At 34.1% G+C, this 14,420-nt stretch carries 14 protein-coding genes, 4 tRNA genes, 1 rRNA gene and 1 pseudogene; 13 read left to right on the forward strand and 7 right to left on the reverse strand.

Going from position 1 to position 14,420, the window contains the following annotated elements:
* A 23S ribosomal RNA gene (locus DZ64_RS0109180) occupies nucleotides 1–438 on the forward strand; the annotation flags it as partial.
* Nucleotides 439–569: 131 nt separating this feature from the next.
* On the opposite strand, the gene aroC is transcribed toward DZ64_RS0109180, so the two are convergent.
* The 4 genes from aroC to rnhA are packed head-to-tail and all read right to left on the reverse strand — an operon-like array spanning nucleotide 570 to nucleotide 3,544.
* Nucleotides 570–1,643, reverse strand: coding sequence for a chorismate synthase (aroC, locus tag DZ64_RS0109185; protein ID WP_024790297.1), 1,074 nt, complete (start codon nucleotides 1,641–1,643; stop codon nucleotides 570–572).
* A 32-nt stretch (nucleotides 1,644–1,675) separates the two neighbouring features.
* Nucleotides 1,676–2,356: a ribonuclease III gene (gene rnc / locus DZ64_RS0109190; RefSeq protein ID WP_024790298.1), complete on the reverse strand. Its 681-nt coding sequence runs from the start codon at nucleotides 2,354–2,356 to the stop codon at nucleotides 1,676–1,678.
* Nucleotides 2,313–3,122 (reverse strand): HDOD domain-containing protein, encoded by an 810-nt coding sequence (locus DZ64_RS0109195; RefSeq protein ID WP_024790299.1) that lies wholly within the window; start codon nucleotides 3,120–3,122, stop codon nucleotides 2,313–2,315. The genes rnc and DZ64_RS0109195 overlap by 44 nt, the downstream gene beginning before the upstream one ends.
* Entirely contained in the window at nucleotides 3,122–3,544 is a 423-nt protein-coding gene (rnhA, locus tag DZ64_RS0109200) for a ribonuclease HI (RefSeq protein ID WP_024790300.1), read from the reverse strand. Before rnhA ends, DZ64_RS0109195 begins: the two co-directional genes overlap by 1 nt.
* A 105-nt stretch (nucleotides 3,545–3,649) precedes the next feature.
* Between rnhA and DZ64_RS14250 the strand changes: the two are divergent.
* From DZ64_RS14250 to DZ64_RS0109255, 12 genes and pseudogenes are all read left to right on the forward strand, one after another.
* Nucleotides 3,650–4,037, forward strand: a pseudogene (locus DZ64_RS14250) (desulfoferrodoxin family protein).
* Between the two features lie 170 nt (nucleotides 4,038–4,207).
* Nucleotides 4,208–4,435, forward strand: coding sequence for a DUF4492 domain-containing protein (locus tag DZ64_RS0109210; protein WP_024788208.1), 228 nt, complete (start codon nucleotides 4,208–4,210; stop codon nucleotides 4,433–4,435).
* A 1-nt stretch (nucleotide 4,436) separates the two neighbouring features.
* On the forward strand, nucleotides 4,437–6,008 hold the full coding sequence (locus DZ64_RS0109215; RefSeq protein ID WP_024790301.1) for a cytochrome ubiquinol oxidase subunit I: 1,572 nt from the start codon (nucleotides 4,437–4,439) through the stop codon (nucleotides 6,006–6,008).
* Nucleotides 6,008–6,910, forward strand: coding sequence for a cytochrome d ubiquinol oxidase subunit II (locus DZ64_RS11155; RefSeq protein ID WP_255327557.1), 903 nt, complete (start codon nucleotides 6,008–6,010; stop codon nucleotides 6,908–6,910). Before DZ64_RS0109215 ends, DZ64_RS11155 begins: the two co-directional genes overlap by 1 nt.
* On the forward strand, nucleotides 6,852–7,205 hold the full coding sequence (locus tag DZ64_RS13850) for a cytochrome d ubiquinol oxidase subunit II (protein WP_255327558.1): 354 nt from the start codon (nucleotides 6,852–6,854) through the stop codon (nucleotides 7,203–7,205). The genes DZ64_RS11155 and DZ64_RS13850 overlap by 59 nt, the downstream gene beginning before the upstream one ends.
* Before the next feature lie 9 nt (nucleotides 7,206–7,214).
* A complete protein-coding gene (locus DZ64_RS0109225; protein WP_024790302.1) occupies nucleotides 7,215–7,427 on the forward strand; it encodes a hypothetical protein in 213 nt (70 codons plus the stop codon).
* A 67-nt stretch (nucleotides 7,428–7,494) separates the two neighbouring features.
* Complete coding sequence (gene pckA / locus DZ64_RS0109230) at nucleotides 7,495–9,069, forward strand: phosphoenolpyruvate carboxykinase (ATP) (RefSeq protein WP_173391337.1); 1,575 nt, start codon at nucleotides 7,495–7,497, stop codon at nucleotides 9,067–9,069.
* A 47-nt stretch (nucleotides 9,070–9,116) separates the two neighbouring features.
* A tRNA-Gly gene (locus DZ64_RS0109235) sits at nucleotides 9,117–9,193 on the forward strand.
* A 4-nt stretch (nucleotides 9,194–9,197) separates the two neighbouring features.
* Nucleotides 9,198–9,272 (forward strand) — tRNA-Cys (locus tag DZ64_RS0109240).
* A 43-nt stretch (nucleotides 9,273–9,315) separates the two neighbouring features.
* Nucleotides 9,316–9,403: transfer RNA gene (locus DZ64_RS0109245), tRNA-Leu, on the forward strand.
* A gap of 40 nt (nucleotides 9,404–9,443) precedes the next feature.
* Nucleotides 9,444–9,533: transfer RNA gene (locus tag DZ64_RS0109250), tRNA-Ser, on the forward strand.
* A 149-nt stretch (nucleotides 9,534–9,682) separates the two neighbouring features.
* Nucleotides 9,683–11,800: a glycosyltransferase gene (locus DZ64_RS0109255; RefSeq protein ID WP_024790304.1), complete on the forward strand. Its 2,118-nt coding sequence runs from the start codon at nucleotides 9,683–9,685 to the stop codon at nucleotides 11,798–11,800.
* 4 nt (nucleotides 11,801–11,804) lie between these two features.
* Here the strand turns inward: DZ64_RS0109255 and DZ64_RS0109260 are convergent, their stop codons facing one another.
* From DZ64_RS0109260 to DZ64_RS0109270, 3 genes are read right to left on the reverse strand one after another with little or no spacing between them, the layout of a single operon-like run.
* A complete protein-coding gene (locus DZ64_RS0109260) occupies nucleotides 11,805–12,578 on the reverse strand; it encodes a S9 family peptidase (RefSeq protein ID WP_024790305.1) in 774 nt (257 codons plus the stop codon).
* Nucleotides 12,575–13,354 (reverse strand): thiazole synthase, encoded by a 780-nt coding sequence (locus DZ64_RS0109265; protein WP_024790306.1) that lies wholly within the window; start codon nucleotides 13,352–13,354, stop codon nucleotides 12,575–12,577. Before DZ64_RS0109265 ends, DZ64_RS0109260 begins: the two co-directional genes overlap by 4 nt.
* On the reverse strand, nucleotides 13,351–14,385 hold the full coding sequence (locus DZ64_RS0109270; protein ID WP_024790307.1) for a branched-chain amino acid ABC transporter permease: 1,035 nt from the start codon (nucleotides 14,383–14,385) through the stop codon (nucleotides 13,351–13,353). Before DZ64_RS0109270 ends, DZ64_RS0109265 begins: the two co-directional genes overlap by 4 nt.
* Nucleotides 14,386–14,420: the final 35 nt, after the last annotated feature.

Here is a 14,420-nt window from a genome sequence, read left to right on the forward strand (position 1 = left end):
AACAGGCTGATCTCCCCCGAGAGCTCACATCGACGGGGAGGTTTGGCACCTCGATGTCGGCTCATCGCATCCTGGGGCTGGAGCAGGTCCCAAGGGTATGGCTGTTCGCCATTTAAAGCGGTACGCGAGCTGGGTTCAGAACGTCGTGAGACAGTTCGGTCCCTATCTGCCGTGGGCGCAGGAAGGTTGAGGAGAGCTAACCCTAGTACGAGAGGACCGGGTTGGACGAGCCACTGGTGTACCAGTTGTCCTGCCAAGGGCAGCGCTGGGTAGCCAAGCTCGGAAGGGATAACCGCTGAAAGCATCTAAGCGGGAAGCCCACTCCAAGATGAGCCTTCCCATGAGGGTGCAGGAAGACTACCTGCTTGATAGGCTGGGGGTGTAAGCCCTGCAAGGGGTTGAGCTGACCAGTACTAATAACCCGAATGGCTTTTAAGCGGACGTGAGACAAGACTTTTAACAGCTAAATTTATTAACAACTGTTTATTATTAATATCGAATTTAATCTATCTAAAGAGTTTAGAAAAAAGTAGAAATTATAAAAAATTATTGTAATTTATCTTTTAAATTTAATAATAAATTTTTTTAAAGTTATCTATTCTCCTGGTTGAATTAATCATTAACATATCTGCAACTACACATGCTGCCATAGATTCTGCCACTACTGCACCTCTAATTGCAACGATTGGATCGTGTCTTCCTTTTAAATTTACTTCAACCTCATTTTTATTAATATCTATAGATTTTTGTGTTTGAAAAATTGATGGAGTCGGTTTAAAATAAACTTCAAGTTCAATATTTTCTCCGTTGCTTATTCCGCCTAAAATTCCGCCAGAATTATTGCTTAAAAATCCATTTTTATTAATTTCATCATTATTTTTACTGCCTTTTAATTTATGTGAATTAATATTTCCAATATAAATTCCTTTTACAGCATTAATACTGAGTATTGCGCTTGCTAAAATATTATCAAGTTTATAATAAATCGGTTCACCAAGTCCTATAGGAGTATTTTTTATTCTAAGTTTTACAACTCCTCCTAAGGAATCGTGATTTTTTCTTGCTTCATCTATTAAATCCATCCAAATTTTTTCTTTTTCTTTATCTAAGGCTAAAATAGGAGAATTTTTTGAATAATTAAAATCAATATCTTCTGCTCTAATTCCTCCTATTTCAATAATTCCTGCTTCAATTTCAATGTTAAATTCTTTTAAAATCATTTTAGCTACTGCTCCGGCTGCTACCCTCGCGGCAGTCTCCCTTGCAGAGCTTCTCCCACCGCCTCTGTAATCTCTTATTCCGTATTTGTTAAAATAAGTAAAGTCTGCGTGCCCCGGACGGAAAATATCTTTTATATTTGAATAATCGTTACTTTTAGCGTTTTTATTAAAAATTACTATTGCAATAGGAGTTCCTGTAGTTTTTCCTTTAAAAATCCCGCTTAAAACTTCCGGAAAATCCTCTTCTTTTCTTTGGGTCGCAAATCTGTTTTGCCCTGGTCTTCTTCTTTTAAGTTCATTTATTAAAAATTTTTCATCAAAATTGATTCCGGCCGGCACTCCGTCTATTACAACCCCTATTGCTTTTCCGTGCGATTCTCCAAAAGTTGTAAATCTGAAAATTTCTCCAAAACTGTTAAACATATTTCCCCTTTATTTTTACTATTGACCATTAATTATAAATTAAGTTCTTTTTTTAAAATATCAATAGTTTTTTTAGCTCCTTCTTGTTGGGCGACTTTTTTACTTTTGCCTTTTGCGCTTGCATATTTTTTACCCTGAATAAAAACTGCTATTTCGAATTCTTTTTTATGATCAGGTCCGGAAGTGTTTACAACCCTATATTCCGGTACTTCTCCAAAATGTGCCTGAGTAATTTCCTGTAAATTTGTTTTATAATCTCTTAAAAGTTCTTCAGGCGTAATGGTAGGATAAACATTTTTTAATAAATTTAGGGCTATTTCTTTTGTTTTTTCAAAGCCTGCTTCCAAATACAATGCACCGATAAGTGCCTCAAATGCACTTGAAAGAATTGAAGGTTTCTCTCTTCCTTCGTTGTTTTCTTCAGCATTGGAAAGGAGAAGATAATTTCCCAAGTTTAGTTTTTTTGCTAATCTTGTAAAAGATTCCTCATTTACCAATGCCGCCCTCAGTTTTGATAAAATACCTTCTTCAGCTTTGGGAAAGATAAAAAAAAGATATTCCCCGACAATTAAATCCATAACCGCATCACCTAAAAATTCCAGTCTTTCGTTATTAAAATCTTTAGAGTAACTTCTGTGTGTAAGAGCCTCGGTTATCAATTTTTCATTTTTAAACTGATATCCCAGACTCTTTTGCAAATCTTTTGCTATCATTACTTATCCTTTCATAAGTTTTTGGAATATAATCAACACATTTTGGATTAAATTCTATTAAAGAATTTAAATCAAAAAAGGCCGGTTTGCTTGTTAAATAAAAAAATATAAAATGATTAAGAGCTGAAAAGGGATTATCACATATTTCACATTCGCTTTTTTTAATTATTTCACATTTTTCTTTTTCTAAATCCCATATTTCAGCAATTTTGGCTGCAATACCAAAAAGACTCTCACCTGTTAATCTTTTAAGAAGTGTTCCATATTCTAAAGGAGCTGAATTTAAAATAATATTTAATTTCTCTTTTTTTTCGCCAAGTAAACTATCGCATACGCAAACACTTGCAGGGATTATTGCACCGATTTCAGCATATTTTTTGTATATGTTTTCTCCAAATTCTAATGAGACAAATTCTTTATAAGAATTTAAAAATTCTTTTTGAAAATCGGTAAAATCAATTTTAAATATTTCCCAATTTTTAGGCATAAGAAGGGATACTAAATATGAATATACAATTGCCCTAATATTTTCAATTCCTAAAAGAGTAAATAACTGTAATATGTCTTTAACTTCTTTTCTTAAGGAAAAAGCTGCTGAATTTACTATTTTTTCCAATTGTTTTTTTAATATTAAATCATTTTTGACAGCATTTGTCGCTTTTTTTATATTGCCTTCTTTTAAAGCATTCAAACATTCAAGCGCATATTTTGGAATGGGAGGAATATTTTGTAAATATTTTTCAATGTCATTTTTGCTTATAAGCATTAATTTTTCCTTTTTTGTGCTTCCTCTTTTGCAATTTTATCACAAATTTCGTTTTCCTTGTGGCCTGAATGCCCTTTTATCCAGTTTATGTTGATTGTGTGTAATTTTTTTAATTCATATAATTCCTGCCACATTTCTTTGTTTTTCACATTTTTAAAATTTTTTTTAATCCAGTTTTCCAACCATTCGTTTATTCCTTTTAATACATATGTTGAATCGGAATATAAATTTATAATGCATGGCTCTTTTAATTGTTTTAATGCCTCAATTACTGCCATAAGCTCCATTTTATTATTAGTTGTATAATCTTCTCCTCCGCTTATTATTTTTTCATGATTTTTGTATCTTAATATTGCACACCATCCTCCAGGTCCCGGATTACCAAGAGAACTTCCGTCTGTAAAAACATCTATGTGTTTCATTATGTGCCTTTGATAATTTTTTTCCAATAATAAAATATAAATTTTATCTTTTTTTTATTTTTTTATGTTATAATATATTACAAATTTTAACAAAAGGAGGGCAAAATGCCAAAAATTAACAGATACGAAGATATTTCTCAAATTGACAGAGAAGCAAAAAGAGATTATATAGACAGAAACTCACCATTTATTCATTGTGAAGACACAGCAAAAAAAGATGAAAAATTTAAAGTTAAAGTAAAAGTAGGTCAAGATTTATGCCATCCGGCTGATTTTGACTATTTTATCGCAAATATGAAATTCAAGCGATGGTGAAGTGTTACTTGCTCAGACTAATTTAACTCCAAATTATGCAGGCGGACAATGTGAAAAAGTGCAAGTGGATTTTTATATTGTTCCTTCAAAATCTAAACTTAAACTTACAGCTATGTCTTACTGTACAAAACACGGACTTTGGGAGAGTGAAACTAAGGAAGTAATCGTTAGCGAATAATTCTCCCTTTTTTCTTTCCTGTATAAAAAATGGCCAAATTATATATAAATGAATCTTCATATGTATAAAAAGAGTATTTTTATTCTGTTTTTTTATTAATTTTTTATTAAAAACTATTGACACAATTTAATTTTTGATTTATAATTTTTATTAGCCTCGAAGGAGGGCTTATGTTTAAACGCATCTTGTTTTTTTACATTGACGGGTTTAAAAACCTGTCCGACCTGGGTAAAAAAATCTGGGTCATCGTTATTATTAAACTTGTTGTGATTTTTGTAGTGCTGAAAGTTTTCTTTTTCCCGACAATCAATTCGCAGGTAAAAGGGGAAAAAGCAAAAGCACAGCTTTATGTTAAACAACTTACAAAAATCACAACGAACCATAAAAAGGAGGAATAGAATGGATTATGCAATGCTAGAATGGGCAAGAGCCCAATTTGCAATGACAGCGTTGTTTCACTTCTTTTTCGTTCCATTTACATTAGGAATGTCGTTTTTAGTGGCATTTTTTGAAACTATCTATGTAAAAACCGGAAAAGAAGAGTGGAAAAACATTACACAGTTTTGGCAATTGATATTTGGTATTAACTTTGCCATAGGTTTAGCAACAGGTATTATTCACGAATTTGAATTTGGGACAAACTGGTCTACTTATTCATGGGTTGTAGGTGATATTTTCGGAGCACCTCTTGCGATTGAAGGTATTGTTGCATTCTTTATGGAGGCAACATTTGCGGCAATTGCATTTTTTGGATGGAAAAGAGTAAGCAAGGGTGTTCATTTAAGTGCATCTTGGCTGCTTGCAATTGGTTCAAACCTTTCAGCGCTTTGGATATTAATTGCAAACGGATTTATGCAACATCCAAGCAGTGAATTTTTGAGATTTTCTATTGATAACGCAAGAGCTGAAATGACTAATTTCTGGGCATTAATTACCCAACCGGTTGCACAGGTTAAATTTTTACATACTATCAGTGCTAGTTATACATTGGCAGCGGTATTTGTACTTGGTATTTCTTCACTTTATCTGCTTAGAAAAAAACATGTTGATTTTGCGAAAAAATCAGCTGCGGTAGCGGCAGCATTCGGTTTAATTGTTTCTATTTTTACTGTAATTATAGGTGATGAACACGCATACGAAGTTACAAACACTCAGCCTACAAAAATAGCTTCAGCAGAAGGGCTTTATGTAGGTGAAAAGGGTGCACCAATAGTGGCTTTTGGATTTCCAAAAGATTTAGATGCAAGAAATGTTAAATCAAACGATGAAGCATGGAGTTTTAAAATCGAAATTCCAGGATTACTTTCACTTCTTGGAAAAAGAAATCCAAATGCTTATATTCCTGGACTTAGAGATTTAGTAAATGGAAATGATAAATACGGTATTTGGCCATTTGCCAAATTACATCAAGTTGGTAAAGAAGCTATTGAAGATTTGAAAGCATATCACGTGGCAAAAGCCAAAGGTGACACTGCGGCAATGGAAGCAGCAAAAAGAGATTTTTATGCTCCAGTTACCACAGTTGATGGATGGACAGTTACAAAAGCAGATTTAATGGGTTACGGATATCTTGATGATCCAACTAAACTGTATCCACCTGTGTCACCAGTATTTTATTCATTCCATATTATGGTTGCTTTAGGATTCTGGTTTATTATTTTATTTGCATGGGCATATATTGCAGTTACAAAAGGAACATTTGAAAACAGTGCACTACTACAAAAACTTGCAGTACTTTCTGTACCACTTCCATGGATTGCAACAAGCTTTGGTTGGATGACAGCAGAACTTGGAAGACAACCTTGGACAGTATTCGGATTGCTTCCGACAAAAATTTCAGCAACACCAGTTGCATTGCAAAATGTTCAGGCAACATTTTTCTTATTCTTAAGTGCATTTGTAATTTTAGGTATTGCCGAACTTAAAATCCTATTTACGGTCGTAAAAATCGGACCAAAAGGAGCGCACTGATGACTTGGGCACCAATTACAGTGGACGCGACACATTTTTATCTTCAGGTATATTTCTGGATAATTGTCGCGGTTTTAGGAGGGCTTTTTTTATTTATGACATTTGTTCAAGGTGGACAAAGTTTAATGCATGTTGCAAAAGATGAAATGGAAGAAAGAGGTATTGTAAACTCCCTTGGTAGAAAATGGGAGCTTACATTTACTACTCTTGTATTGTTTGGTGGTGCGTTGTATGCAGCATTTCCATTATTTTATTCTGTATCATTTGGTGGTGCATACTGGGTATGGATGTTAATTTTATTTACATTTGTATTTCAGGCAGTATCATATGAATATATGAATAAACCCAATAACTTAATTGGTAAAAATACATATAAATTCTTTTTATATGTAAACGGTATAGTTGGTATGATTTTAATTGGTGCAGCTGTCGGAACATTTTTTACAGGAAGTAACTTCACATATGACCCAGTAACAAGAGTATTACATTGGGGAACAGCTGCTAATGGATTTAATTTAAGAGGGCTTGAAGCTGCTATAGATTTTGGTCACGGAGCTTGGTTTAACTTGGCATTTGGTGTATTAGTGTTTGCAGCAGCAAGAATTTTGGGTGCTTTATGGCTCATGAATGATTTAGACCAAAATGAATTTTCAGCAGTTCATGAAAGATTAAGAGCAGTTTTAAAAAGATGTTTTGTTGTATTGTTGATTGCCCTATTAATAGTACTTTACGGTTTATTAACAATGAAAGGATATTCTTATAATATCCATGACCCTGCCGGAAAAGTTACATTGGTAGATGGCAAATATTTCCAAAATTTACTTGCAGTTTGCAGCAATTCCTTTGATTTTATTCTTGGTTGGAGTAGTTCTTTTTGTTATCGGAATATTCCAAGGAATTAAAGGTTCAACCAAAGGTATCTGGCCAGCAGGACTTGGAATTGTATTAATTGGAATTATTGTCTTTGTTATAGCTGGACTTAACGGAACTCCATTTTATCCAAGCTACGCTGATTTACAAAGCAGCTTAACTATTCAAAACAGCTCAGGAAGTAAATATACTCTTGAAGTTATGGCATGGGTTAGTGTAGCGGTACCATTTGTATTGGCATATATTGTTTATGTCTGGTATCAGATGAAAAAAGGCGGACCTATCAGTATTGAAGAAATTAATGATTCTGAATCACATGCATATTAAGGAGCGAATATGAAAAAATTTTTAACATTAATAACAATTTTCTTCGGAAGTTTCCTTTTCGCTTCTGATAAATTGTTGCCAAATGGGATTAATCCGGAAGCACAACAAATCAATACGACATGGGGAGTTATTTTATTTTTCATGTGGCCTGTATTGATTATAATTGCTTACAAATTTATAGAATTTACACTTAAAAAATCAGGTCTTGAAAAAGACCTTTAATCTCCTCTTTTTTTTTCATTTTTGTTATAATAATACTCCAAAAACCACATCAAATTAGGAGAATATTATGTTAAGTTTAGAAGGTATTGATACCAGTAATAAAAAAATTATTCATAATCCAAGTTATGATAAAATCATTGAAGATACTTTAAAAAAAGGTGAAGTTGTAATAACCAAAAGTGGGGCAACAGCAGTTGATACAGGTGAATTTACAGGAAGAAGCCCAGAAGATAAGTTTTTTGTAAAACAATCTCCAAGTGAAAAATATATAGCATGGGGGGAAATAAATCATCCTATAACTCTTGAAACATTTAGAAAATTGGAAGCATTTACAAAAGAAGAATTATCAAAAAAAGATGAATTGTATGTTGTTGATGTATTTGTAGGAGCCAGCAAAAACAGCAGAAGAGCAATAAGATTTATAACTCCTATAGCATGGCAAGCACATTTTGTAATGAATATGTTTATTTTACCGAGTGAAAAAGAATTTAAAAGTTTTGAGCCAGATTTTACTTTTTTGGTTGCAGGAGAAGCAAGATATCCAAAATGGAAAGAGGATGGTTTAAACAGTGATATTTTTGTTGCATTTAATGTAGAAGAAAATACAGCTGTAATGACGGGCACTTTGTATGGGGGTGAGCTTAAAAAAGGTATTTTTACTATGATGAATTACTGGCTTCCGCTTGAAGGTAAGCTCTCAATGCACTGTTCAGCTAATGTAGGTGAAAAAGGCGATGTGGCATTGTTTTTCGGTCTTTCAGGAACGGGAAAAACTACACTCTCAACTGATCCAAACAGAAAACTTATAGGTGATGACGAACATGGATGGGATGATGAAGGTGTATTTAATTTCGAAGGCGGATGTTATGCAAAAGTAATAAACCTTGACAAAGAAAGCGAGCCTGAAATTTATAATGCAATAAAAAGAAATGCCCTTTTGGAAAATGTAGTAATAAATGAAGAGGGGGAAGTGGATTTTAACGACGCATCAAAAACAGAAAATACAAGGGTCAGTTATCCGATAGAACATATTGAAAATCATGAATGTACCCTAACAGGGGGACACCCTAAAAATATAATATTCTTAAGTGCCGATGCTTTTGGAGTATTGCCTCCGGTTTCTAAACTTACAAAAGAACAGGCAATGTATTATTTTTTAAGCGGATATACTGCAAAAGTGGCAGGGACAGAAAGAGGTATTACAGAACCTGTTGCTACATTCAGTGCATGTTTTGGTGAGCCGTTTTTACCTCTTCATCCAACAGTATACGCAAAATTACTTGGAGAAAAAATTGACAAACACGGAGTAAATGTATATTTAGTAAACACAGGATGGACAGGCGGACCTTATGGAGTTGGGAAAAGAATGAGTATTAAAGATACAAGAGCATGTATTAATGCAATTCTTGATGAAAGTATAAAAAATGCTGAATTTGAAATTTTACCAGTATTTAATTTAGCTATGCCAAAAGAATTAGCAGGAGTTAATACAAAAGTTCTTAATCCGAGAAACACATGGGCAGATAAAAAAGCCTATGATGAGCAATTAAAAAAACTTGCAAATATGTTTATCGAAAATTTTAAAAGATATGAAGATGTAAAAGAAGGAAAAGAATACGAAAAAGCAGGTCCTAAACTTTAATTCTTCTTGCTTTTTTCACTATTTTTTTATATAATTTTAGTCCTTAAGCGGGCTTAGCTCAGTTGGCTAGAGCGCCACCTTGCCAAGGTGGAGGCCGCGGGTTCGAGTCCCGTAGCCCGCTCCAGTAAGGCGCCATAGCCAAGTGGCTAAGGCGGGGGCCTGCAAAGCCCTGATCCCCGGTTCGAATCCGGGTGGCGCCTCCACTTGACATAGGTATATATTTTAATTATAATTCCTTTCACATTTGCCCGGGTGGCGGAAATGGTAGACGCAAGGGACTTAAAATCCCTCGGGAGTTTTTCCCGTGCCGGTTCAAGTCCGGCCCCGGGCACCACCGTCAATCAAATATTTAAAATTATTTGTTTTGATTTATTGGAGAGGTGGGTGAGTGGTTGAAACCGGCGGCCTTGAAAGCCGTTGAACGGGCAACCGTTCCGTGGGTTCGAATCCCACCCTCTCCGCCACTGCTAATTTTGTAATTTGTCTTTCTTCAAAAAATATTTTATCAGTAATTAATTTAGATATGGTATAATATATTCAAACCTTAATATTCAATTGTTTTTTATTTAAATAATTTTTTTAATATTTTAAAAAATTAACGGAGCTTTAAAAAATGAATATTCATTTAGAAAAAAAGAATAAAAAAATAATTATTTTTTATTCATCTATCGGTTATGGGCATATTAGCGCTGCTCAGGCTATTAAAAAAGAGATACATAAACATAATTCCTATGCTGTTATTGTTTTGAAAGATATTCGTGATTTTATGAATCCATTGTGGCGTAAAATTGATGAAAAGCTTTATTGGCTCGTGGCCGGAAACTGTCCGGAGTTGTTTGATGTTCTTTTTCAAGAAATTCAAATGCGAGGTAACAGTGTTCCTTCACTTGCTTTATTACCAAATGATTATCCTGATGAAAAGGTTTTTGAATTTATACAATCCAAACAGCCGGATGTAATTTTATCCACGCATTACGGAGCGGCACAGGTTCTCGGTAATTTAAGAGAAAAAGGTAAATTAAAAAACATTAAAATAGGATGGCTTCACACTGATTTTTTTCAAGGTTATTTTCCAAGAATTTCCAAACGAATAGATCAAACTTTTCTTGCACACAGTGAACTGTATAAAATGTGGCTTTCGGCAGGCGTTCCCTCTGAAAAAATTATTACAACCGGTATGCCCGTATATGTGCCTGAATATGAGTATAAAGATCAAAAAACAATTTTAGATAAATATAATTTAACAGAAGATATACCAATAATATTAATAACTTCCGGAAAAGAAGGGGTTGGAAATTATGTCGCTTTGGTTAAAGATATTGTGGCACATTATAACGGAGCGTTGCAAATTGTTGCTGTTTGTGGAAAAAATAAAAAACAGCAGTTTTTGCTTAAAACATTAAAGAAAAATCTGCCCGATAAAATAAAACTGAAAATTTTTTCTTTATTAACGCATGATGATTTGCTCTCTTTAATGAATATATCTGATATTTTAATAACTAAAGCCGGAGGGTTAACTCCTGTGGAAGCATTTTCTATAGGCGTTCCCACTATTCTTTTAAATATACTCAGCGGGCATGAAAGGGAAAACGCTTCTTTTTTTGCCAGGCTTGGAGTTGCCAAGCTTGCCTCCAATACAAATCAGGCTGCCGAACTGCTGCAAACATTTTTGTTTAACCCTGCGGAGAAAGAAGCTATCTGCAGAGCGCAGAAAAAATTTAAAGAAAATTTTAAAATAGAGCATATTGTCAGGTTTGCGCTTAATGATAATTTTATTTCATGTTCTTTACCGGGAGATTTTGGTGCTGAAAACGGCAATCCGGTTATTAATGTCAATGATGCATTATCACAGCTTGATGCCAATTCTCCGGCTGAAGTTGAATTGCTTTTATCATATGCCACTTCCCAGTCTCCGCAGAGAATTATTTGGGAAAATCCATTCGGACACATTGCTATTCGCATAGATAAAACTGTTTACAGTGCAAATTATATTGCAAACCCTTCTGTTGATTCTAATTTTTTACAACATTTAAGTCTTGCGGATTATCTTTATGGGGTAAAACCGCCGTCTCCTTCACAAATACATACCAACACATACGGTATGGCTTATGGAAGGGAGACAATAGGCCTTCGTGTAGCCGGTGTTCCCGCACAGAATTTAACAGCTATGATAGCAGAAATTTATCGTATTGAAAATGATTTTAAAAAGGGAATTATAAAATGGGATAAAACAAAATTTAACTGTGCCGATGTTGTTGATAGGATTCTTCAGGCTGGAGGTTACGGAGAGTCAAACATTTATGAAAAATTTAAATTACCTTCAATGCCTCTGGATTCATTTGAAAAAGCCAAAAAAATTTTTGAATCCGATGCCTCTTTAAAAACAGACCTTGTGGCTTATCATATGGTTCCCGGAGCTAATGCTGATTATAACTATTGTCGTTTTCCTCTTTCATTGAAACAGCCCATACGCTCTTTAACTCGTACACTAAGCAATTCAAAAGATTTTCTTGAAATGTCAATTTCTAAGCACTTAGTAGTATATTACGGTGACCCCCGTGTTTATTTTGAAAATTTACGTAGTGATTTTGAAAATAAAAATGCTCATTTTTATAATTCTCATCATTATGTTTATTATAAAGCTTTGGCAAACGATCTCAAAAAATTTTTTAAATTTAAAAAAGCTCCTCCAAAAATTAATTTTTGGAAAATAAGTTTTTTAAAGCAGTGAATTATTATTGTGACAAAGCTTTGTAAATAATATTTTCAATATTGGGATAGTTATATATATTCCCGTGTTTTACCTTATCAAGGCAATAAATGTTTTTAAGATTTTTAATCTTTTTAATAAGACTATTTAAACATTTTTGTGGAATTTTATCATCATCTTTTAAAGCAATAATACTAACAGGCATATTTGCGTTTGAAATAAATTTTGCTTCATTAAATTTGTATTTTAAAAGGAAAGACACCGGGAAAAAAGGATATTCCATTTTTGCTATACATCCGATAGAACTAAAAGGTGTAATTAATAAAACTTTTTTAACCTTTCTTTTGCCGGCTACATAACTCGCAACCGCGCTTCCCAGACTTCTGCCTATTAAAATATCCGGTTTATATTTATCGAATATTTCAAGGGCGTATTTTTCAATGCATTTTTCACAAGGCTTTCCAACGCTGCCTGCATATCCCGGATAATTAAAACCTAAAAAGTTAAAATTTTTTATTTTTGGGGCTATTTTATCTAAAAATTCTATTGCATTGTTTGCATTACCGCTGAAATATAGAACTAAAGGGAGATTTTCCCCATTTTTTGTCATTGCTCCTTCAAGTTTGAGTCCATCGCTTGTTTTATAATATATTTTTTTAGCTATTTTTGGAACGTAGGGCTTTGCCCATTTTTTATTGAAAATTTTTTTATCCTGAATCAGGTATAAATAAATACATGCTGCTAAATAAAGAAAGAAAAAAAGAAGAAAAAAAATAAAGATTAATTTGACAAGTTTCAAAATTCTATAAGTCCTTCAAGTGGTGAAGAAGCTGTTGCATAAGGTTTTTTAGGAATTCTGCCTGCCTTGTAAGCCATTCTGCCTGCCATTACCGCATGTTTCATAGCTTCTGCCATTGCAATAGGATTAGAAGCCTTGGCTATGGCGGTATTTGTCAATACTCCGTCGGCTCCAAGTTCCATTGCAACTGCCGCATCGCTTGCAGTTCCTATCCCGGCATCCACAATTACAGGTACATTTACAGCATCTTTAATAAATACCACATTATATCTGTTTTGAATACCAAGGCCGCTTCCTATGGGTGCGGCAAGAGGCATTACGGCCGCAGCTCCCGCATTTTCAAGTCTTTTGGCCATAATAGGGTCGTCATTTGTATATGCCATAATGGTAAAATCTTCTTTTGCCAATGTTTCGCATGCCTTAAGTGTTTCCATAACATCAGGATAGAGTGTTTTTGCTGTATCCCCTATTATTTCCAATTTAATCAAATCGATTCCGAGGGCCTCTTTTACCAGTCTGAAAAGAGTTATCGCCTCATCGGCTTTTGTACATCCTGCAGAATTTGGCAGAATTTTTACATCGGTGTCTCTGAAATAATCCATTAGATTTTCTTCATTAGAATCAAGAATGTTAACCCTTCTGACAGCTACGGTTATCATTTCGGCACCGCTTGCAAGTGTGGCGTCCCTTGTTGTTTTAAAGTCCGGGTATTTCCCGCTTCCGACTATAAGTCTGCTTGTAAATTCATATTTACCGATTTTCAAAATATCACTCATTTATTTCTCCTTATTTTAATATAATCCCAGATTTCCTTATTTCCCATAATACCTCTTCTGGCAAAAAGCATAATTAAAAGTAAAATTAAACTAAACACAACCATTCTAAGACCAGGAATACCGTGGATTCCTGCAATGCTCCAGTTTGCATCATCAAGCGGTCTTAAAACTTCCATGCCGCCAATTAGTAAAAATGTTCCTATGATGCTTCCGCCCATACTTCCGAGTCCGCCTAAAACAATTATAATCAGCAGTTGGAATGTAAGCATAAATGTAAACTGGTCGGGACTGATTGAACCGATTGAACTTGCCAAAAGTCCGCCTCCGACCCCTTCAAAAAAAGCGCTTGTCATAAAAGCCTGCGTTTTTGTTTTAAATGTATTAACTCCCATTGCAAGTGCCGCATCTTCATCGTCTCTTACAGCTTTCATGGCACGTCCGTGTTTGGAATAAACGATATTATACACTAAAATAACAGTAATTAAACAAACTATTCCTATCCAAAAATAACTTGCAAATCCGGGGATAGAATCGAGCCCCATTGAACCGTTTGAAATGGAAGGGTTGTTAATTAGGAATATTCTTATAATAAATCCGAATCCAAGTGTTACAATTGCCAAATAATCCCCTCTTACCCTAAAAACGGGAAATGCAAGGGTAAGGGCTATAAGAGAAGAGACTATACCGCTGATTAATAACGTAAAAAACGGATTTGGAAGATAAATATCTTTTATTAAAGGAAGCGGATCGGCTATCATATACATATCCGCTTTAACATCGGGGCTCAACATAAGAAGAGCCGTAACATATGCACCGATTGCCACAAAACCGTTCGGCTCCAATGAAAACTGGCCGGCAACCCCGTTTATTAAATTATAGCTGACGGCTAAAATTATAAATATATAAACATTTCCTAAAACAGTGGTTGTATAATCGCTGAATATTTTTGGAGAAATATATAAAAATCCGATAAAAACAGCTGTAACTATGACAATTAAAGTAAAATATTTACCAAGAGATAAATTATTCATTTTCTCACTCCATTTTTAACTTTTAATTTTACACT

It is taken from the genome of Lebetimonas sp. JH292 (genome assembly GCF_000523275.1).
Lineage (GTDB): Bacteria > Campylobacterota > Campylobacteria > Campylobacterales > Nautiliaceae > Lebetimonas.

Excerpts from the sequence above, each read along its gene's own strand:
- aroC (WP_024790297.1), bottom strand. The coding sequence starts at position 1,643 with ATGTTTAACAGTTTTGGAGAAATTTTCAGATTTACAACTTTTGGAGAA.
- rnc (WP_024790298.1), bottom strand. The coding sequence starts at position 2,356 with ATGATAGCAAAAGATTTGCAAAAGAGTCTGGGATATCAGTTTAAAAAT.
- DZ64_RS0109195 (WP_024790299.1), bottom strand. The coding sequence starts at position 3,122 with ATGCTTATAAGCAAAAATGACATTGAAAAATATTTACAAAATATTCCT.
- rnhA (WP_024790300.1), bottom strand. The coding sequence starts at position 3,544 with ATGAAACACATAGATGTTTTTACAGACGGAAGTTCTCTTGGTAATCCG.
- DZ64_RS0109210 (WP_024788208.1), top strand. The coding sequence starts at position 4,208 with ATGTTTAAACGCATCTTGTTTTTTTACATTGACGGGTTTAAAAACCTG.
- DZ64_RS0109215 (WP_024790301.1), top strand. The coding sequence starts at position 4,437 with ATGGATTATGCAATGCTAGAATGGGCAAGAGCCCAATTTGCAATGACA.
- DZ64_RS11155 (WP_255327557.1), top strand. The coding sequence starts at position 6,008 with ATGACTTGGGCACCAATTACAGTGGACGCGACACATTTTTATCTTCAG.
- DZ64_RS0109225 (WP_024790302.1), top strand. The coding sequence starts at position 7,215 with ATGAAAAAATTTTTAACATTAATAACAATTTTCTTCGGAAGTTTCCTT.
- pckA (WP_173391337.1), top strand. The coding sequence starts at position 7,495 with ATGTTAAGTTTAGAAGGTATTGATACCAGTAATAAAAAAATTATTCAT.
- DZ64_RS0109255 (WP_024790304.1), top strand. The coding sequence starts at position 9,683 with ATGAATATTCATTTAGAAAAAAAGAATAAAAAAATAATTATTTTTTAT.
- DZ64_RS0109265 (WP_024790306.1), bottom strand. The coding sequence starts at position 13,354 with ATGAGTGATATTTTGAAAATCGGTAAATATGAATTTACAAGCAGACTT.
- DZ64_RS0109270 (WP_024790307.1), bottom strand. The coding sequence starts at position 14,385 with ATGAATAATTTATCTCTTGGTAAATATTTTACTTTAATTGTCATAGTT.